This is a genomic window from bacterium (assembly GCA_028820935.1).
Lineage (GTDB): Bacteria > Actinomycetota > Acidimicrobiia > Spongiisociales > Spongiisociaceae > Spongiisocius.
The window spans coordinates 95,053-112,131 of sequence record JAPPHZ010000029.1; the positions used below are offsets into that span (position 1 = coordinate 95,053).

Below are 17,079 nucleotides of genomic sequence, written 5' to 3' on the forward strand. Positions count from 1 at the left end.
GGTTGTTTCGCAGACAGACCACTACCCCGCTCGCGCTCGAGTAAGTGGGAGGATCGGACTCCCCAGTTCGGCATGACCGTGGCCGCGGTCGAGTAGGTGTAGCGGGGGCAGGGTCGATCGGTGTCGGCTGGGCGATCGTCTTCGCTCGGGCCGGCCACATCACCACGGTGTTCGAACCGGAGGGGCGCCGCCGCGGGGTCCTGGTCGAAGAGGTGGAGGTTCGGCTGGGCGAGTTGGACGCCTTCGGTCTCCTGGACGAGGCACCTGCCGAGATCGTCGCCCGGCTGGCGGTCACCGGTGATCTGAGTGAGGCGCTGGACGGCGCCGTACATGTCCAAGAGTGCGCCCCGGAGTCCCTTTCCCTGAAGGTGGATCTGTTCGAGAGGATGGACGCGTTAGCGGATGCCTCCACCACGCTTGCCAGTTCCTCCTCCAGCATCACCGTCTCGCGCATAGCTGCCGGGCTTCCGGGCCGCGCTCGTTGCATCCTCGCCCATCCCGGGAACCCGCCCTACCTGATCCGGGTGGTCGAGTTGGCCCCCGCGCCATTCACGGCCCAGGGAACGGTGGATTCGGCCCGGGAGTTGTTCTCCGGCGCCGGAATGCTGCCGATAAAGGTCCGTCAGGAGATCGATTGCCTGGTGTTCAACCGGCTCCAGGGCGCGCTGCTCCGGGAAGCTCTGTTGCTGGTCAGGGACGGAGTGGTTGCGCCCGAAGATCTCGACCTGGTGGTTTCCGAGGGATTGGCCCGTCGGTGGTCGGTGATCGGTCCGCTTGCCGTCGCCGAGTTGAACACCCGTGGCGGCATCGTGGCCCACGCCGGGTTCATGGGACGCGCATACGGCCGGATCGGGATGGAGCGCGGTCAGGAAGACCCATGGGCATCCGACGTGGTGCAGCGGGTCGCCGAGGACCTGGAGTCCAGATTCCCGTCGTCCCGCCGGGACGACCAGGTGCTCTGGCGGGACCGGGAGTTGATGCGGCTGGAGTCGGAGCGGCGCCGTCGCTCAGACTGACTGCGTGCCTCCTAATGGCGGGCATCACCGGTTCCAGGTTGGCGCTTCCACACTCTCGCACCGATGAGATCGTGAGAACGCGAATAATAGGGGGTTCTAAAGCTGAGATTAGAATGATATGTTCATGGACATGGACGCGGACGCCTTCACCAACCTCTTGATCTCGCTGGTCGGCGGGCTAGTCGGTGTGGTTTTCGTGCTCCTCCGCGCCGACATCAAGAACCTCCGGGCCGACCTCAACGGGTTGCGGGGTGAGTTCAACGAGTTCCGGTCAGACACGAATCGCAGGTTCGGCGAGGTACTAGCCACGCAGAAGGAGCATGGCGAGAGGCTGTCGGGGCTGGAGACTCTGGTTTCCATCCTCATGGGTCAATTCCGCTCCGGCGCCACCGATCCCGAGACCGGGGAGCAGGGGATGTTGGCGTACCGTGCGCGCGGCCCGGATGAGGCTTAGCGGATACGAGCCTTCGCTGTTGATCCCAGGCCGTCCGTGACCGGGCCGGTATCCGGCGCCGTTGTCGGGAAGAGGGGAGTGTTGGGTCGCCCGACGGTAACGATCAGGCCAGGTTGGTGATCCGGACCTGGGCCTCAGCCAGGTGGAGCGACGCCACCATCGGATCGATGACCACCGCGTCTATGAGGTGGGCCACCTCTCGGATCATGCCACCCCATATGGTGCAGCCGAAGAGGATGGCCTCCACGGGCCCCCGCTCCAGCATGGCCCGGGCGGCCGGTACCCCGTGCTCATGAAGCTGGCGGCGGAACCGATCCTGGACGATCTCGGCGGTGACCTCCAGGTTGCCGATCAGGCTGTCCTCGCCCTCCACGTGCATCGGCACGAAGGCGATGTCGCTCACCGCGTCCGACAGTCCGTAGGCCCGGAGGTTGCGGCGCACCCAGTTGGCGGTGGTCTTCCAGTCGTGCTCGTCGGGGAACAGCATCCCGATGTTGAGGCCCCGCCCGGCCGCCAGCGCCGCGGCGGCCTGGAGAGGACCGATCACCGGTATCTTCACCGACCGCTGTGCCTCCATCAGGGCAGGGTCCGAACAGCACCCGATGATGGCGGCGTCGGCGCCCTCCTCCTCGGCGCGGAGAACCGTGGCGATCAGTTCGTTCATGTACAGCGGTACCGGGGAGAGCATCGGGCCGGTCAGTTCCGGCGGTAGGTCGAGGTGAACCACCTCGACGAAGACACCGCTCGAGGCGTGTTTCTCGAGCACCGAGACGGCCCGAGGGACGTGGATGTCGATCCCAATCGGTTCTATGAAGGTGATCTTCATTCCTGCCTCCTGAGGTTGCCGGACTACGGGAGCATTACCCCGCTTGGATACAGTGGGACTCGAATCTTATCGTTCGGCCCCGCCACGCGCGGCACGAAACCACCCGGGAGGTGAAGTATGGGACAACCGCTCGAGGGCAAGGTGATCCTGGTGACCGGCGCCTCGAGGGGCATCGGTTTCGAGATCGCTCGGGAGGTCGGACGGGCCGGCGCATCGGTGGTGGCCCATTACGCGCAAACGAAGCACGGGGCCGAGGAGGCAACCGCCGAGTTGCCACCCGACCGCAAGCTCCTGGTGCGCGCCGACTTCGCCGAGCACGGGTCGGGGAATACGGTGTGGGATCAGGCGGTCGGATGGAAGGGCCGGGTTGACGTGCTGGTCAACAACGCCGCCATCCTGACCGATCTCGATTGGGACGGTCCCGAGGACGAGTGGGATCGGATCTGGCAGGCCACGTGGCAGGTCAACGTCATCGAGCCGGCCCGCATCACCCGTTCAGCGGTGCGCCATTTCGTCGCGAACGGCGAGGGCACCGTCATCAGCCTGTCCAGCTGGCTGGCCTACCGGGCCGGTCGTGCCGCCTCGGCTGCCTACAGCGCCTCCAAGGGAGCGCTCACCGCCCTCACCAAATCGGTGGCCGGCGACTACGCCCGCCAGGGTGTGGTGGCGTTCAACATCGCTCCGGGAATGGTGCGCACCGACATGTCCATCGACGCCGCCGAGCAATTCGGGGGTGAGGAGGGCACCGCCCCCCAACTTGTCATGGGGGAGTGGATTCCGCCGGTGGAGATCGCCCGCATCGTGGTGTTCCTTTCGAGAGGTGACTGCCGCCACCTGTCCGGCGCCACCATCGACATCAACGGCGCCAGCTACATGCGCTGAGCTCCCTGCTAGCGGTCCCGCTAGATGGTCATGGTGTCGATGGGCGGGTGGCTTGCCATCCCAGGTTGCCGAGTAGAACAACCCCGGTGCCGATCAGTAGGGCCTGGGGATTGGCGATCGACACGTCGGCGAAGGTCCACAGCCAGAACATCTGGAGGGCGGGGGAGAGGAACATGACGCGTTGAACGCTCAGGCTGGATGTGGTGTACAGAGAGTACCGGTGGGCCAGGGAGCCGACCGCGTCGAAACCGCCGGCCAGTGCTAGGAGGCCGGCGGTAGTCCAGGCGAGTCCGAAGCCGTTGCCTGACGGAAAGAACAGGGCACTACCCAGCAGGGTCAGGGGGAGGGCGCCGAGCCTTCCTGCGACTGCCGCGAAAGTCGCGTTCCAGACCAGTTCGTGCGGGTCGTCGGAGGGCCAGGCCATCAGGCGTCCCGTGGATACCGTTGTCCAGAGGCCTCCGCTGGCGGCGGCAGTACCTGCCAACGCCACGAGTATTCCTGTCCAGTTCAAGGTCGCGACCGCGCCGGTCTCTGACCAGATGACCAGGGCGGCGCCCGCGAAGGAGAGGATCATCAGCATCCAGTGCATCCTGCCCATGACATGCGGGGAGGTTTGTTCTGCGTTGGCGAGCTTCCGGCCCATCCGGGCGGCCAGCCACACCATCCCGATCAGCATCAGCTGGAAGATGATGGTCACCACCAGCGGGTCGATCAGGGTGGCTGCCCACACCCAGAAGGCGAGGTCTACGGCCAGGGAGACCGCCATCCAGACGGCCGGGGTTCGCAACAGGTCCAAAGGGGTCCGGATACGGACCGGTTCTCCGCCGGCTCCCCAATAGGACAGCAGGCGGTGGGCACTCTCTCGCCATTGTTTATTCCGGCTCGGCACCACGAAGAAAATCGGAAGCATGGTCAGGACCTGGAAGACCAGTAGCCACGAGCGCCACGCGAAAGGGTCGGCGCTTCTGTGGGTATAGACGAACAAGAGGGGCAAGCCGGAACTGGTCGTGACCGCGGCCAGGGCCCATAGTGTCCCCTTGGTGGTCGGGTTCATGGGTAGAACGGTCCTGAATCTTTCGGCTGGTGTCATGGGATCGCCGACGGAGTGTGACCAAGGGGTGGCCGCCGCCCGCACCCGTCCCTTGAGAGGCTGCCTACTCAGCCCTCAGGCGGGGTCGCACTCTCGGGATCCGTTTGACTTCTCCATCACGGTCGTGTTCTGTCCGAGGCCTATCTGGGCGCTGTCCGGTACACCGACCGGTCTTATCACAGGTATCGGGCCTCCACCCGTTGCGAGCTCGTGGCAGATCGTACATGCGGCCCATGGGAGGTCGGGCTAGCGCTCGCAAGAGTACCGTGCTCACGACTCGGGTCCGGCGTGGCAGTGGAGGCCGTCTAGTGGTCTGTCTGTGTAATGGCGGTGTGGTATGGCGAGGCAGCGGTGTTCCTCGCAAGGCCCGCTGACGAAGGCGTACCCGCAGGGTACGTTGAGGAAGCGGAACGAAGCGACGGGGCGCCGATGGCCGCCAGAGCACCCGTTTGTTTCGCAGACAGACCACTAGGGTGTTGGTCGAGTGCGGAGGGCCTCCGCCGGGTGCGCTGCAGGAGGAACACCAATGCCTGTCGGGTGGGATTCGACGCTGGACGAGATTCTGGACCGTGGCTCCCTGAGGCTTCCGATCGAGTTCCTGGGCCATCCCGACACCGGAGATCCACCGGAGATGTACCGCGACCCCGAGACCGGTGAACCGGCCGGTCTGGCTCCCAAGGTTGGGGCGATGATCGCGTCAGACCTCGGGGTCGAACTCGAGATCGTCGAGATGATCTGGCCGGACCAGATTCCGGCACTGTTAGACCGCAAGGTGGATCTTCTCCCGAAGCACACCCTGTTTCCCCGGCGCGCCCTGCAGGTGGAGTTCGCCATGGGTCGTCTCATGCAGATTCGGGTCACGTGTCAGGTACCGGCCGAAAAAGCCGGCGAAGGGATCGAGTCACTGAATCGAGAGGGTCTCCGGATCGGGGTATGGCATGGTTCGAGCAATAGGGACGTTGCCGAGCGCTTCTTCCCGGCGGCGACCGTGGTGGATACTCCAGATCCGACCGGGTTCCTGCTGGACGGGCGGGTAGATGCCGTCGTCGGGGACGCGGTCACCCGGCGATACCTTGAACTCAATCCGGAACTAGGGCTTTTGCGGGAGCTGGACGGCGCGCTGGTGATCCTGGCGCGGGGATACAACAAGATCTCGATCCGCCCCGGGGACCAGAGGTTCCTCAACTGGTTGAACAGTTGGTACGACTACCGGGCCGCGGAGGGGGACATCGAGGATCTCTGCGTGACGTGGTGGGAGAGCTTCATGGCGGACCGGGAATAGCACGAGGCTCCGACTCTCTGGAGAGGTGTGACTCGGTACTCAGACCGACCACCACCTCCCGTTCTTCCCCTTACACGGGATGCAATCAAGTTGCGGATCACTGGGTGCGGCAAATATGATGGCAGCTTGTTCACCAGCCTCGAGGAGGGCGAGTATGAAGATGCTTTGGAAACGGATGCCACCTGTCATGGCGATTGTGGCTGCCTTGGCGATGGTCGCAGTTGCTTGTGGTGGTACCGAGACCGTCACGGTGACCGAGGAAGTGGTGGTCACATCCATTGTTACTGAGGTCGTGACCGAGGAAGTCGTTGTCACAGAGACCGAGACGGTGACCGAGGAAGTGGTGGTCACATCCATTGTTACTGAGGTCGTGACCGAGGAAGTCGTTGTCACCGAGACTGAGACCGTCGAGGTCGAGGTGATGGTCGACGATACCGAGGCGCGGACCCTCCGTATTGCCATTGCCGATGACGTGGAGCAACTCGACCCCGCCTTGGGCTCGGCACAGCTCACCAACCTGGTGCTGAAGAACGTCTACATGCAGCCGGTTCAGTACCGTCCCGGTCCTGATGTGGGTGGCTTCTCGTACGCCGACACGACCTCCTTCGAGGGTCAGTGGATCGAGTCGTGGGACTTCAGCGATGACTTCCGGACCATCACCCTCCGGCTCCGCCAGAATCTGACGTTCCCGACCAGTGGAAACCCGGTTACGGCTGACGACGCCATCTACACGATCAACCGGGCGCTTGCCACCGGACCGGCCGGACCGGCCTGGGTCTGGGGCAACATCGGTGTGACATCGATCGACCAGATCGAGCGGGTTGATGACCGGACGCTCATCGTCCACAACGCTCGTCCGTCCACGATCGTGCTGCCGCTCATGAGAGACCAGACCATGGGCATCATGGACAGCGTGACCATCCAGGCGAATTCCACCGAGGACGATCCTTGGGGCCGGGATTGGCTCAAGCAGAACTACGCCGGCAACGGCCGGTACGTGGTGGACAGCTGGGAGCGCGGATCGCGCATGGTTCTGAAGCGCAACCCCACGTGGACGGGTTTCCAGCCCTATTTCGAGACGGTGGAGTTGCTGACGGTGCCCGAGGCGGCCAACCGTCTCGCCCTGCTCCAGAGTGGTGATGTGGATATCGCCCTCGATCTATCCGTACAGCAGTTGGCTACCGCAGCAACTTCGGACGGTGTGAAGGTTCTGTCGGTTCCCGACCGGAACGGGATCAACGTCCTGTTGAACAACCAGGCTCCGCCGTTCGACAACGTGACCCTGCGGAAGGCGATGTCCTACGCGGTCGACTACAACGCGATCGTCAACGGCGTCCTCAATGGCCAGGCAGTCCCGAGCCAAGGACCTATCTCGGTGAATTCCAGGTTCTTCGACCTATACAACCTGGAGGACGCGTGGATCTACGAGCACGATCCCGACAGGGCTCGGCAGCTCATGGCGGAAGCCGGCTATCCCGACGGGTTCGAGTTCGAGATGGTCATCCGCCAGAACGTCCCGCTCGATGAGGCGGTCGCTACGAACCTTAAGGCGCAATTCGCCGACCTCGGGATTGACATGAGCATCCGTCCTGTTACCGGGGCCGAGATGTTCGATCACTTGTTCGGTCTCACCTACGGAGGTATGGCCTTCCGGGGCGGTCTCCTCGACTACGTCGATGACCCCTACTACCAGTTCTTCCTGTGGTGGGATTCGCAGGACGCAGCGATCAACTGGACCGGTTTCGTGGACCCGCGGATCGATGAGATCCTCGACGAAACGGCTTCGGTCGTTTCGGATCCGGGACGGCGCGAGCCCTACCGGGAGGCAGTGACCCGATTGGTCGACGCAGCTCCGATGCTGTGGCTTGCCAATGCCAACTACACGCTGGCGATGCGCGAAGACATCGGCGGGTTCACGCTCCATCCCGACGGGCTTCTCTGGTTCGCGACCTTGAATAGGTCCGGCTAGTCCATCGGTAGTAACTACGTAGATCGGGAGGGCGCCGCCTAGGGCGGTCGCCCTCCCGATCGTTCTACCTTCCTGGAGCCACGCATAGAAGCGATACAGGCAACTAGTCAGGAGCGGGAGACCCGCGATCGGCTCTCCGGACTTCGCCGATGGGCCCTGTTCCTGGCCAATCGCGTCGTGATTCTCGCCGTCGTCCTCCTGGCGGTGGTCATAATCGGCTTCACGATCACCCGGTCCACGGGGACCCCTCTTTACGCCTCGCTCGGAGTGGCGGTGAGCGAGGCGATAATCGAGCAGCGAGCCGAGGAGATGGGCCTCAACGAGCCCATCGTCGTACAGTTCTGGACCTATCTCACTCACCTTCTCCAGGGAGACCTGGGTGTGTCCCGTATCAGCCGCATACCGGTTGCCGAGGACATTGCCATCAAGCTTCCCGCCACCGCCGAGATGGTCTTCTTCACGCTGATGGTCAGTTTCATCTGGGCCATCCCACTCGGTGTACGGGCAGGACTCAGACCCGACGGAAAGCTGGCCAGGCTCGGGGAAGGCATGGCGCAGTTCGGGGTCAGCGTTCCGGCCTTCTGGCTCGGCCTGCTGTTCATCTTCCTCCTCTACTTCCTGCCTCCCAGGCTCCCTGACCCTCTAGGTCCTCTCCCCTCGCTCTTCCCGCCTCCCTTGGGCCGCGTGGGCAGTGGCGTTACTCCCCCGGAAATGGTGACCGGTCTCTACACGCTGGATGCCCTGATCGCCGGGGACTTCCGTCTGGCTTGGCATGCCCTGTGGCATCTGATTCTCCCCGCGGTGACCCTCTCGTTGACCAGCGGGCCCCCGCTATTCCGTGTCACCCGCTCCGCAGTTAGCGAGGCCGTGTCCAGCCCGTTCGTCGAGGCCGCCTACAGCTACGGACTGGGCCGGCGAACCGTTCTTGTCAGGGACGTTCTCCGCAACGCCTCCCCGCCGGTGCTCAATCTGGCCGCCATGACGTTCGGCTACCTGATCGGAGGCGGGGTGCTGGTGGAGGTGGTGTTCTCCTGGCCTGGGATCGGTTCGTTCGCGGTATGGGGCATGGACAACTCCGATTATGACGTGGTGCTAGCAGTGGTAATCATCGCCGCGGTCATCTACGTGATCCTGTACTTCATAGTCGATCTGATCCAGTTCGCCATGGATCCCCGGCTCCGTGACTGAGCAGCGATGACCACCATCTCCCCCAAGAGGGAACGCCGGCTTCTGGCCCGCGTCTTTGTCGGCGCGACGCTCGGTATCACCATCCGGCGTTCACTGTTCTTCTTCATGCTGTTCCTGGCCGTGATCGGTCCGTGGATCGAAACGATCGGCCAATGGATACCCATGCCCGTCTACGACCCTCTCCGGCCCGATCCGTTCAATCCGGTGTCCCCGCCCTCGGCGGAGCACTGGTTCGGTACGGACACCCTGGGCCTCGACATCTTCACAAGGGTGATAGTGGCCACCCGGGTCGACTTCACCCTGGCGCTCATCGGGGTCATGCTTGGCGGCGGCCTGGGATGCCTGGCCGGCGCCTGGGCCGCCTACCGCCGCGGGTGGGTGGACATGATTGCCCTGAGGATTGTCGAGGTGGTCCAGTCGTTCCCCGTCCTTCTCCTCGGGATCGCCCTGTTCGCCGCGCTGGGACCCCTCGAGATCTTCGGCCCTGTGGACAACGGCATGGCGGTCCTCGTCATAGCCATCGCCATGGTCAATTTCCCGCTGTACCTGCGCCAGGTACGCAGCGTGCTGCTGCCGCTTACCGAAGCGGAGTTCGTGCAGGCGGCCAAGTGCGCCGGCCTGGGAGCATGGGGCATCGTGGTGCATCACTTCATTCCCAACGCCCGGGGCCAGATCCTGGCCTTGTTCCCACTGACCTGTGCCTACGCCATCCAGATCATCGCCGGGCTCAGCTTCATCGGTCTCGGCATCGAACCGCCAAACCCCGAGTGGGGATCCATGATCAAGACCGGGGCCACGCTGATCGTCCAGGGCCACTGGTGGGTCTCCGTCTTCCCCGGCGCCTTCATCGTCCTGTCTGTGTACTCGTTGACCGGCTTTTCCGCCCGCTCCGAAACGTTGGTCGGTCCGGGAGGGACGTCCGCATGAACTCCGGTCCGGCCAACGGGGCGCTGCTGACGCTCTCGGGGGTGGAGGTCACCATCAACACCCTCTCGGGCCCGGTCCATCCTCTTCAGGGCGTGGATCTCCAGGTGTTCCCCGGTGAGACGGTCGGGTTGGTGGGGGAGAGCGGTTCCGGGAAGTCGATGACCCTGCGGTCGATCCTGCGGCTGATGCCCCCGGGCGGGGCGATCACCGGCGGTGCGGTCGAGTGGCAGGGCCGCTCGGTGCTCGACCTGGACACCGACGAAATCCAAACCTATCGGGGCTCGGATGTTGCCATGATCTACCAGAACCCGGTCACGGCCCTTGACCCGATGCTCAGCGTGGAGCGCCAGATCGTGGACGCGTTCAAGGCCAACCGCGAGGTCCTGGACGGCGCTCCGGAGGAGTTTGCCCGCGAGGCCCTGCGGGACCTCGAGTTCGGCAACCCCGACGCCATCCTGAAACGCTACCCGCACCAACTGAGCGGGGGAATGGCGCAGCGGGTCAACATCGCACTGGCCTTGGCGTGCGGCCCTTCCCTCATACTGGCCGATGAGCCCACCACCGGACTCGACATGACCACCCAGGTGAGGGTGCTCGATCTCCTGGAGCAGCAGGTCAGTGCCCGTAATGCCGCTCTGCTCTTCATCTCCCACGACCTGCGGGCCGTGGCGAGGGTGGCCCGGAACATCGGGATCATGTATGCCGGACGGGTGGTGGAGTTCGGCCCTCGGGAGCGGATCCTCACCGAGCCCTCCCATCCGTACGCCAGGGCACTTCTGGATTGCGTGGACCTGCGCACCGATGAGCGTCCTCGTTCCATACCAGGCCTGGTTCCCCGGATGACCGAGGTTTACCAATTCTGCGCCTTCCGCGACAGGTGTGTGTACCGGATGGCCGTGTGCGATGAGGAGCCCCTACCCGTGCACGACTTGGGCGGGCGCCGCCGGTTGCTGTGCCACTTGGGCCCCGACCATGACTGAGGCCACCATCCTCGAGGTCCGCAACCTGTCGAAGACCTATCGGGTGCGTCGTTCTATCGGTCTGGTTGAGACGATCAAGGCTGCCCAGCGTGTCTCGTTTGCGGTGGAGCGGGGCCGGACCCTGGGGATAGTCGGGGAGAGCGGATCCGGCAAGTCGACCGTGGCTCGTTGCCTCCTCGGCCTGACACCGCTCACGGAGGGGGAAGTCCTACTGGAAGGGACCCAACTCGGCGATCTAGGCGTCCGGAAGATGCGATCGCACCGCCGCATGATGCAAATGGTCTTCCAGATGCCGCAGGCATCCTTCGACCCGACCCGGACCGTGCGCAGTTCGGTGGAGCAGCCCCTGCGCCGCCTCCGACCGGACATGTCGAAATCGCAACAGGAGGAACGCCTCCGGCACGTATTGACCGCTGTCAGCCTCGGTGAGGAGTTGTGGGACCGCAAGCCGAGGGCGCTGAGTGGAGGACAGCTCCAGCGCGCGGCTATCGCCCGGGCGCTGGCGCCCGACCCCGAACTCGTGGTGCTGGACGAGCCGACCTCCTCGCTCGACCTGAGCGTGCGCGGGGACATCCTGTCGCTGCTGCAAGAACTCCAGGAGGAGTTTCACGTCGCCTTCGTCTTCATCTCCCACGACCTCGAGGCGGTGCGCGTATGCGCGCACGAGGTGATCGTCATGTACCTGGGCCAGATCGTGGAGCAGGGTACGGCAGAACAGGTCTTCGGCTCACCTGCCCATCCCTACACGCAAGCCCTGATGGCGGCGAGCAGGTTCGAGACCGACAGTTTCGAGCTGGGCCCGAAGGGCGAGACCGACCCGGCCACCGGGTGCCGCCTGATGCCGAGGTGTCCGCTGGCCGAGGACGCCTGTTCGGCCGAACAGGACCTGGTTCCGAGCGGCACCACCGGGCGAATGGTTCGGTGCTGGAAGGTGGTTGAGTTGCCGGCTGCCGGCGTCAAACGGACCTGACGGCGAGCCGGCCAACGGCACCCAGCGCGCCTAGCCACGGGCAACCTGACCACAGACCGGGGGCGTCCGGTGACTGGTACCCTGTCGGTCGCGTCTTTCAACCTGAAGGGATCAATACGTAATGGGAACGAGGATTGCGGTGGACATCGGTGGGACGTTCACCGATCTGGTCATGGAGTCGGACGCCGGAACCCAGGTCTCCAAGGTTCTGAGCACCCCCGAGGATCTGGTCGAGGGTGTACTGCATGCGGTGGCGGAGGCCGGCGCCGACCTCGAGGACGTATCGCTCTTCATCCACGGGACCACGGTGGGGCTGAACACCTTCCTCGAGCGCTCCGGCGGCAAGGTGGCCCTGGTCACCACCAGGGGTTACCGCGACGCATACATCATCGGCCGCGGCCACAGGCCCGACATGTACGACCTGAAATATCACAAGCCTACCCCTCTGGTCGAGCGTGACTCCATCCTCGAAATCGATGAGCGGATCAGCGCATCCGGTGAGGAACTGCTCCCGCTCGACGCCAATTCGGTCGAGGTAGCGGCCAAGGCCATCGCCGAGGCCGAGTACGAGGCGGTGGCGGTGTCCCTCATCCATTCCTATGTCGACCCCTTGCATGAGCTCGAGACGAGAGAACTTCTCCGCAGGACCCTCCCCGACATCCCCATCGTGCTCAGCCACGAGGTGGCGCCCGAGTGGCGGGAGTACGAGCGCACCTCCTCTACCGTCACCTCCGTCTACATCACCCCCCGGGTTCGTGACTACCTGTCCCGGCTGTCCGAGGCTCTACGCGGCAGAGGCCTGTCGGTGCCGCTCCATGTAACGCAGTCCAACGGCGGGGCGATGATTGCCGACTCGGCGGCCGACCGGGCGGTGCTCACCCTCTACTCGGGACCGGTGGGTGGCGTGATCGGAGGTCGCGAGGTGGGCCGGCGGACCGACCAACCCGACCTCATCTGCATCGACATGGGCGGCACCTCTTTCGATGTCTCGATCGTGCGCGGTGGTCAGGTGGGCATGCAATCCGAGTTCGAGCTCCAGGGCCTTCCGATCCTGGCGCCGGCGGTGGAGTTGGTGAGCATCGGCGCCGGCGGGGGGAGCCTGATCTACGAACGCCACGGCGGACTCCGGGTGGGTCCCGAGTCTGCGGGTTCGTTCCCGGGCCCGGCCAGCTACGGGCGGGGCGGCGTCCGCCCCACCGTTTCGGATGCCAACGTGGTGCTGGGCCGCATTCCACGAGCCCAGAAGCTGGCCGGTTCCTTCACGCTGGATCGCCAGGCCGCCGAGGATGCCCTGGCCTCCGTGGCCGGGTTCTTCGACCTGACGGCGACGGAGCTGGCCGAGCAGGCGCTCGACGTCACCCATTTCGTCATGGCCGAGGCGATCCGCGAGTTGACCGTGGAACGGGGCCTCCATCCCAAGGACTTCGCCATCGTGGCCTTCGGCGGGGCAGGTCCCCTCCACGCCGCGTTCCTGGCGGAGGAACTCGAGGTGGAGCGGGTGCTGATACCCGCCGATCCGGGCGTCTTCTCGGCCTGGGGAATGCTCCAGGGCGACGTTCGTCACGACGCCGTCACCACCCATTACCGGAGGCTGGACCGGCCCATCGTCGACCTGACCGAGCCGATCGAGCGGCTCAAGGACAAGGTGTGCCGCGAGATGGAGGTGGATGACGAGCAGCGAGCGGGGATGCGCTTCGAGACCCACATCGAGTTGCGGTACGTGGGTCAGGAGTACTCCCTGCCCATCCCGCTAGTGGGCGCGGAGGCCGACGAAGAGTTCAAGGCAAGCTTCCACGCCCGGTACGAGGAGCGCTACGGCCATGCCAACCCGGAGGCTCCCATCGAGATGGTGGCTATCCGCTTGACGGGCATCCGCGAGTTCGAGCGCGGCCCGTCCGGCAACGGCAACGGGCAGGCCGCAGGGGTGGATGGCACCAGCGAGCAGGTCATCTTCAGCGGGCGGTCCACGGACGTCCCGATCGTGGACCGAGGCAATCTCTCCGGTCAGCTGGTGGGCCCGGCCATCGTCATGGAGCCGTCCACGACCACGGTGGTTCCTCCCGGCTGGGAGTTGCGGGTGGGATCCCAGGGCCATCTGATCATGGAAAGGGGAGGCTGATCATGAGCGACACCACCGTCAGCGGCGAAAACCGGAACATGCCCTCCCCGGCCACGGTCGAGGTGGTCCGGAACGCGTTCATCTCCGGGGCGGAGCAGATGCGGAGAAACCTGTATCGCAGCGCTCACAGCCCGGTCATCTACGAGATGAAGGACTGCTCCGTGGGGATCTTCGACGCCGAGGGTCACCTGCTCGGCCAGGCGCCCGGCCTACCGTTCTTCCTCGGCAGCCTGGGGGGGACGCTCCGAGAGGTGGTCAGGATCAAGGGTTACGAGGTGTTCCGGGAGGGGGATGTCTGGATCGTCAACGATTCGACTATCGCAGGCAGCCACCTCAACGATGTGACCGTATACGCTCCGATCTTCGTGGAGGGAAGCCTGCGGGGGTTCACGGCTGCCAAGGCCCACTGGAACGACATCGGGGCCAAGGATGCCGGGTTCTGCGGTGACACCACGGACATCTTCCAGGAGGGTCTGCGCATCGGACCGACCTGCATCTTCCGGGACGGCCGCCTCGATCAGCAGATCGTGGACCTGATCGCCCTGAACTCCCGTTTCCCGACCGCGCTGGTGGGTGATCTGATGGCCGAGATCAGTGCCTGCCGGACCGGAGTGGAGCGGTTCCGTTCCATCGTGCAGCGGTTCGGATGGGATCAGGTGGAGAAATCCATCCACTCCGTGTTCGAGCAGGCCGAGGCCGAGGACCGGCGCTCGGTGGCGGAGATCCCCGACGGCGTCTATGTCGAGGACGCCTACCTGGATAACGATGGCGTGACCGAGGATCCCGTCCACGTGAAGGTCGCCGTCACCGTCGAGGGTGACAGTATGACTGTCGACCTGACCGGCTCCAACCGCCAGAACGTGGGCAGCGTCAACAGCGGCATCGTGCAGACCCGCTCGGGCATCGAGCAAGGCTTCAAGTTCCTGGTCAACCCGCACTCCCCGGTGTCCGGAGGGAACTTCCGGAACCTAGAGGTGATCGCTCCGGAGGGGACTTGTTTCAACCCGAGCGAGACCGCCGCCTGCCTCAAGTACGGACCCCATCTGATGCTGGCGCTGGACCTGATGATCAAGGCCCTGAGCCGGGTCGTGCCGGAGCGGGCCGCGGCGGGGCACGTGGGCGACTCGTGGAACGTGATCATCGTAGGGGAGGACGAGTTCGGCCTGTTCCTGTCGGGGGAGGCACTGACCGGGGGATGGGGCGCCTTCGAAGGGGGCGACGGCGAGTCGGCTCTTATCCACTCGGCGGCGGGCGACTTCAAGAACTTCCCGATCGAGACCATGGAGCACCGCTACCCGCTGATCATGCGGCGCCACAGCCTGCGCGAGGGTTCGGGCGGTGACGGGAAGTGGCGGGGCGGAATGGGGATCGTTCGGGAGTACGAGATCCTTGCCCCGGTCACGATCCAGCTCTGGTTCGAGCGGGCCGTCCAGCAGCCTTCATGGGGCCTCTTCGGCGGCCAGGACGGCGCGGGGCCGGAGGTGTGGGTGCACCGTCCCGGCGAGGCGCCCGAGAAGATGTTCAAGGCCAACGATCTGAAGGTCGAGGCCGGTACCCGGCTGGTGGTGAAGACCGGGGGAGGGGGAGGCTGGGGCGACCCGGCGGAGCGTGCCGCCGAGGACCGAGCTACGGACCGGCGCCTGGAGTTGGTCCCCTGAGTCCCGGGTAGCCGAAATCAGGACCTCTGACCTGTCCGCTCCGTCGCCCGCGACGGTCGAGGTAGTGCGGAACGCGTTCATCTCCGGGGCGGAGCAGATGCGGAGGAACCTGTACCGGAGTGCCTATAGCCCGGTCATCTACGAGGCCAAGGACTGTTCGGTGGGGATCTTTAACGCCGAGGGACGCCTGCTCGGCCAGGCGCCGGGCCTTCCGTTCTTCCTGGGAAGCCTGGGCGGGACGCTCCGGGCGGTAATCAGGATCAAGGGTTACGAGGTCTTCCGGGAGGGAGATGTCTGGATCGTCAACGACTCGAGCATCGCCGGGAGCCACCTCAACGACGTGACCGTATACGCTCCGATCTTCGTTGACGGATTGTTGCGCGGGTTCTCGGCGGCCAAGGCCCATTGGAACGACATCGGAGCCAAGCGGGCCGGCTACGTGGGTGACAGCACGGACATCTTTCAGGAGGGTCTGCGGATAGGCCCCACGTGCATCTTCCGGGACGGACGGCTTGATCAGCAGATCGTGGATCTGATCGCTCTGAATTCCCGTTTCCCGATCGCGTTGACGGGTGACCTGATGGCCGAGATCAGTGCCTGCCGCACCGGGGTGGAGCGGTTCCGTTCGATCGTGCAGCGGTTCGGCTGGGATCAGGTCGAGACCTCCTTACGGCTGGTGTTCGACCAGGCGGAGGTCGAGGACCGCGCCTCGGTGGCGGAGATACCGGATGGCGTCTACGTGGCTGACGGCTACCTCGATGACGACGGTGTGACCGAGGAACCCGTCTACGTGAAGGTCACCGTCACCGTGGACGGTGACAGCATGACGGTGGACCTTTCCGGCTCCAACCGCGAGTGTGTCGGCAGCATCAACAGCGGTTTGGTCCAGACCCGCTCGGCTATCGAGCAGGGTTTCAAGTTCCTGGTCAATCCCCATGCTCCGGTGTCCGGAGGCAACTTCCGCAACCTCGAGGTGATCGCCCCCAGAGGAACCTGTTTCAACCCGGGCGAGACCGCCCCGTGCCTCCACTACGGACCCCACCTGATGCTGGCCATCGACCTCATGATCAAGGCCTTGAGCGCGGTGATTCCCGAGCGTACCGCGGCGGGACATGTGGGCGACTCGTGGAATGTCAGCATCGTGGGCGAGAACGAGTTCGGCCTCTTCCTGTCGGGGGAGTCGCTGACCGGGGGTTGGGGCGCTTACGAGGGCGGGGACGGTGAATCGGCTCTCACGCACTCGGCGGCCGGGGAATACAGGAACCAACCGATCGAGGCGTTGGAGAACCGGTATCCGTTCCTTATGCGCCGTCACGCCCTGCGCGACGGGTCGGGCGGTGATGGCAAGTGGCGCGGTGGCCTGGGGATCATCCGGGAGTACGAACTCCTGGCGCCCTGCACGGTCAATCTCTGGTTCGAGCGCACCAAGCAGCCGTCGTGGGGTCTCTTCGGCGGTGGGGACGGTGCGTCGCCCGAGGTGTGGGTGCACCGTCCAGGCCAGGCTCCCACCCGCATGCTCAAGGCCAACGGCCTCAAGGTCGAGGCCGGAACCCGGCTCCTCGTGAAGACCGGTGGGGGCGGCGGCTGGGGAGACCCGGCGGAGCGCACCGAAGCCGACCGCGAACGGGACCGCCGCCTCGAGATGGTCATCTGACGTCGGGATGCATGCCGCCAGTGGTAGGTCGAGTCGGGTCTAACCTCAGACAAGTTGCAATATG

Annotated in this window: 14 protein-coding genes; 12 read left to right on the plus strand and 2 right to left on the minus strand. The window is 64.9% G+C overall.

Translation table 11 applies throughout. From position 1 onward, the window contains the following. The first annotated feature begins 44 nt into the window (after positions 1-44). Together OXM57_06565 and OXM57_06570 are read left to right on the plus strand one after the other, a co-directional pair. Positions 45-1,016 (plus strand): 3-hydroxyacyl-CoA dehydrogenase, encoded by a 972-nt coding sequence (locus tag OXM57_06565; GenBank protein MDE0352336.1) that lies wholly within the window; start codon positions 45-47, stop codon positions 1,014-1,016. Between the two features lie 124 nt (positions 1,017-1,140). After that, the gene (locus tag OXM57_06570) at positions 1,141-1,470 is read left to right on the plus strand and encodes a hypothetical protein (GenBank protein ID MDE0352337.1); all 330 of its coding nucleotides are present in this window, start codon (positions 1,141-1,143) and stop codon (positions 1,468-1,470) included. A gap of 103 nt (positions 1,471-1,573) precedes the next feature. On the opposite strand, the gene OXM57_06575 is transcribed toward OXM57_06570, so the two are convergent. Continuing rightward, positions 1,574-2,296 carry an aspartate/glutamate racemase family protein gene (locus OXM57_06575; protein MDE0352338.1) on the minus strand — a complete coding sequence of 241 codons (723 nt, stop codon included), beginning with the start codon at positions 2,294-2,296 and terminating at the stop codon, positions 1,574-1,576. 117 nt (positions 2,297-2,413) lie between these two features. On the opposite strand from OXM57_06575, the gene OXM57_06580 reads away from it, so the two are divergent. Next, positions 2,414-3,178, plus strand: coding sequence for an SDR family NAD(P)-dependent oxidoreductase (locus OXM57_06580; GenBank protein ID MDE0352339.1), 765 nt, complete (start codon positions 2,414-2,416; stop codon positions 3,176-3,178). 28 nt (positions 3,179-3,206) lie between these two features. On the opposite strand, the gene OXM57_06585 is transcribed toward OXM57_06580, so the two are convergent. Next, a complete protein-coding gene (locus OXM57_06585; protein MDE0352340.1) occupies positions 3,207-4,232 on the minus strand; it encodes a hypothetical protein in 1,026 nt (341 codons plus the stop codon). A 562-nt stretch (positions 4,233-4,794) separates the two neighbouring features. Between OXM57_06585 and OXM57_06590 the strand changes: the two genes are divergently transcribed. The 9 genes from OXM57_06590 to OXM57_06630 all read left to right on the plus strand — a co-directional run bounded on the left by OXM57_06590 (position 4,795) and on the right by OXM57_06630 (position 17,015). Next, entirely contained in the window at positions 4,795-5,550 is a 756-nt protein-coding gene (locus OXM57_06590) for a transporter substrate-binding domain-containing protein (protein MDE0352341.1), read from the plus strand. A 187-nt stretch (positions 5,551-5,737) separates the two neighbouring features. Continuing rightward, a complete protein-coding gene (locus tag OXM57_06595; GenBank protein ID MDE0352342.1) occupies positions 5,738-7,519 on the plus strand; it encodes an ABC transporter substrate-binding protein in 1,782 nt (593 codons plus the stop codon). A 162-nt stretch (positions 7,520-7,681) separates the two neighbouring features. After that, positions 7,682-8,707, plus strand: coding sequence for an ABC transporter permease (locus OXM57_06600; GenBank protein MDE0352343.1), 1,026 nt, complete (start codon positions 7,682-7,684; stop codon positions 8,705-8,707). 6 nt (positions 8,708-8,713) lie between these two features. Further along, positions 8,714-9,634, plus strand: a complete 921-nt coding sequence (locus OXM57_06605; GenBank protein MDE0352344.1) for an ABC transporter permease — start codon at positions 8,714-8,716, stop codon at positions 9,632-9,634. Then, the gene (locus tag OXM57_06610) at positions 9,631-10,614 is read left to right on the plus strand and encodes an ABC transporter ATP-binding protein (GenBank protein MDE0352345.1); all 984 of its coding nucleotides are present in this window, start codon (positions 9,631-9,633) and stop codon (positions 10,612-10,614) included. Before OXM57_06605 ends, OXM57_06610 begins: the two co-directional genes overlap by 4 nt. Then, positions 10,607-11,584 carry an ABC transporter ATP-binding protein gene (locus tag OXM57_06615; protein MDE0352346.1) on the plus strand — a complete coding sequence of 326 codons (978 nt, stop codon included), beginning with the start codon at positions 10,607-10,609 and terminating at the stop codon, positions 11,582-11,584. Before OXM57_06610 ends, OXM57_06615 begins: the two co-directional genes overlap by 8 nt. A gap of 121 nt (positions 11,585-11,705) precedes the next feature. Then, positions 11,706-13,703 (plus strand): hydantoinase/oxoprolinase family protein, encoded by a 1,998-nt coding sequence (locus OXM57_06620; protein MDE0352347.1) that lies wholly within the window; start codon positions 11,706-11,708, stop codon positions 13,701-13,703. A gap of 2 nt (positions 13,704-13,705) precedes the next feature. Next, on the plus strand, positions 13,706-15,361 hold the full coding sequence (locus OXM57_06625; GenBank protein MDE0352348.1) for a hydantoinase B/oxoprolinase family protein: 1,656 nt from the start codon (positions 13,706-13,708) through the stop codon (positions 15,359-15,361). After that, complete coding sequence (locus OXM57_06630; protein ID MDE0352349.1) at positions 15,312-17,015, plus strand: hydantoinase B/oxoprolinase family protein; 1,704 nt, start codon at positions 15,312-15,314, stop codon at positions 17,013-17,015. Before OXM57_06625 ends, OXM57_06630 begins: the two co-directional genes overlap by 50 nt. The last annotated feature ends 64 nt before the right edge of the window (positions 17,016-17,079 follow it).

What these genes read in the sequence shown, in the direction of transcription:
- OXM57_06570 (MDE0352337.1), top strand. Translation starts at nt 1,141, where the DNA reads ATGGACATGGACGCGGACGCCTTCACCAACCTCTTGATCTCGCTGGTC.
- OXM57_06595 (MDE0352342.1), top strand. Translation starts at nt 5,738, where the DNA reads ATGGCGATTGTGGCTGCCTTGGCGATGGTCGCAGTTGCTTGTGGTGGT.
- OXM57_06605 (MDE0352344.1), top strand. Translation starts at nt 8,714, where the DNA reads ATGACCACCATCTCCCCCAAGAGGGAACGCCGGCTTCTGGCCCGCGTC.
- OXM57_06625 (MDE0352348.1), top strand. Translation starts at nt 13,706, where the DNA reads ATGAGCGACACCACCGTCAGCGGCGAAAACCGGAACATGCCCTCCCCG.
- OXM57_06610 (MDE0352345.1), top strand. Translation starts at nt 9,631, where the DNA reads ATGAACTCCGGTCCGGCCAACGGGGCGCTGCTGACGCTCTCGGGGGTG.
- OXM57_06620 (MDE0352347.1), top strand. Translation starts at nt 11,706, where the DNA reads ATGGGAACGAGGATTGCGGTGGACATCGGTGGGACGTTCACCGATCTG.
- OXM57_06585 (MDE0352340.1), bottom strand. Translation starts at nt 4,232, where the DNA reads ATGAACCCGACCACCAAGGGGACACTATGGGCCCTGGCCGCGGTCACG.
- OXM57_06575 (MDE0352338.1), bottom strand. Translation starts at nt 2,296, where the DNA reads ATGAAGATCACCTTCATAGAACCGATTGGGATCGACATCCACGTCCCT.
- OXM57_06615 (MDE0352346.1), top strand. Translation starts at nt 10,607, where the DNA reads ATGACTGAGGCCACCATCCTCGAGGTCCGCAACCTGTCGAAGACCTAT.
- OXM57_06590 (MDE0352341.1), top strand. Translation starts at nt 4,795, where the DNA reads ATGCCTGTCGGGTGGGATTCGACGCTGGACGAGATTCTGGACCGTGGC.
- OXM57_06580 (MDE0352339.1), top strand. Translation starts at nt 2,414, where the DNA reads ATGGGACAACCGCTCGAGGGCAAGGTGATCCTGGTGACCGGCGCCTCG.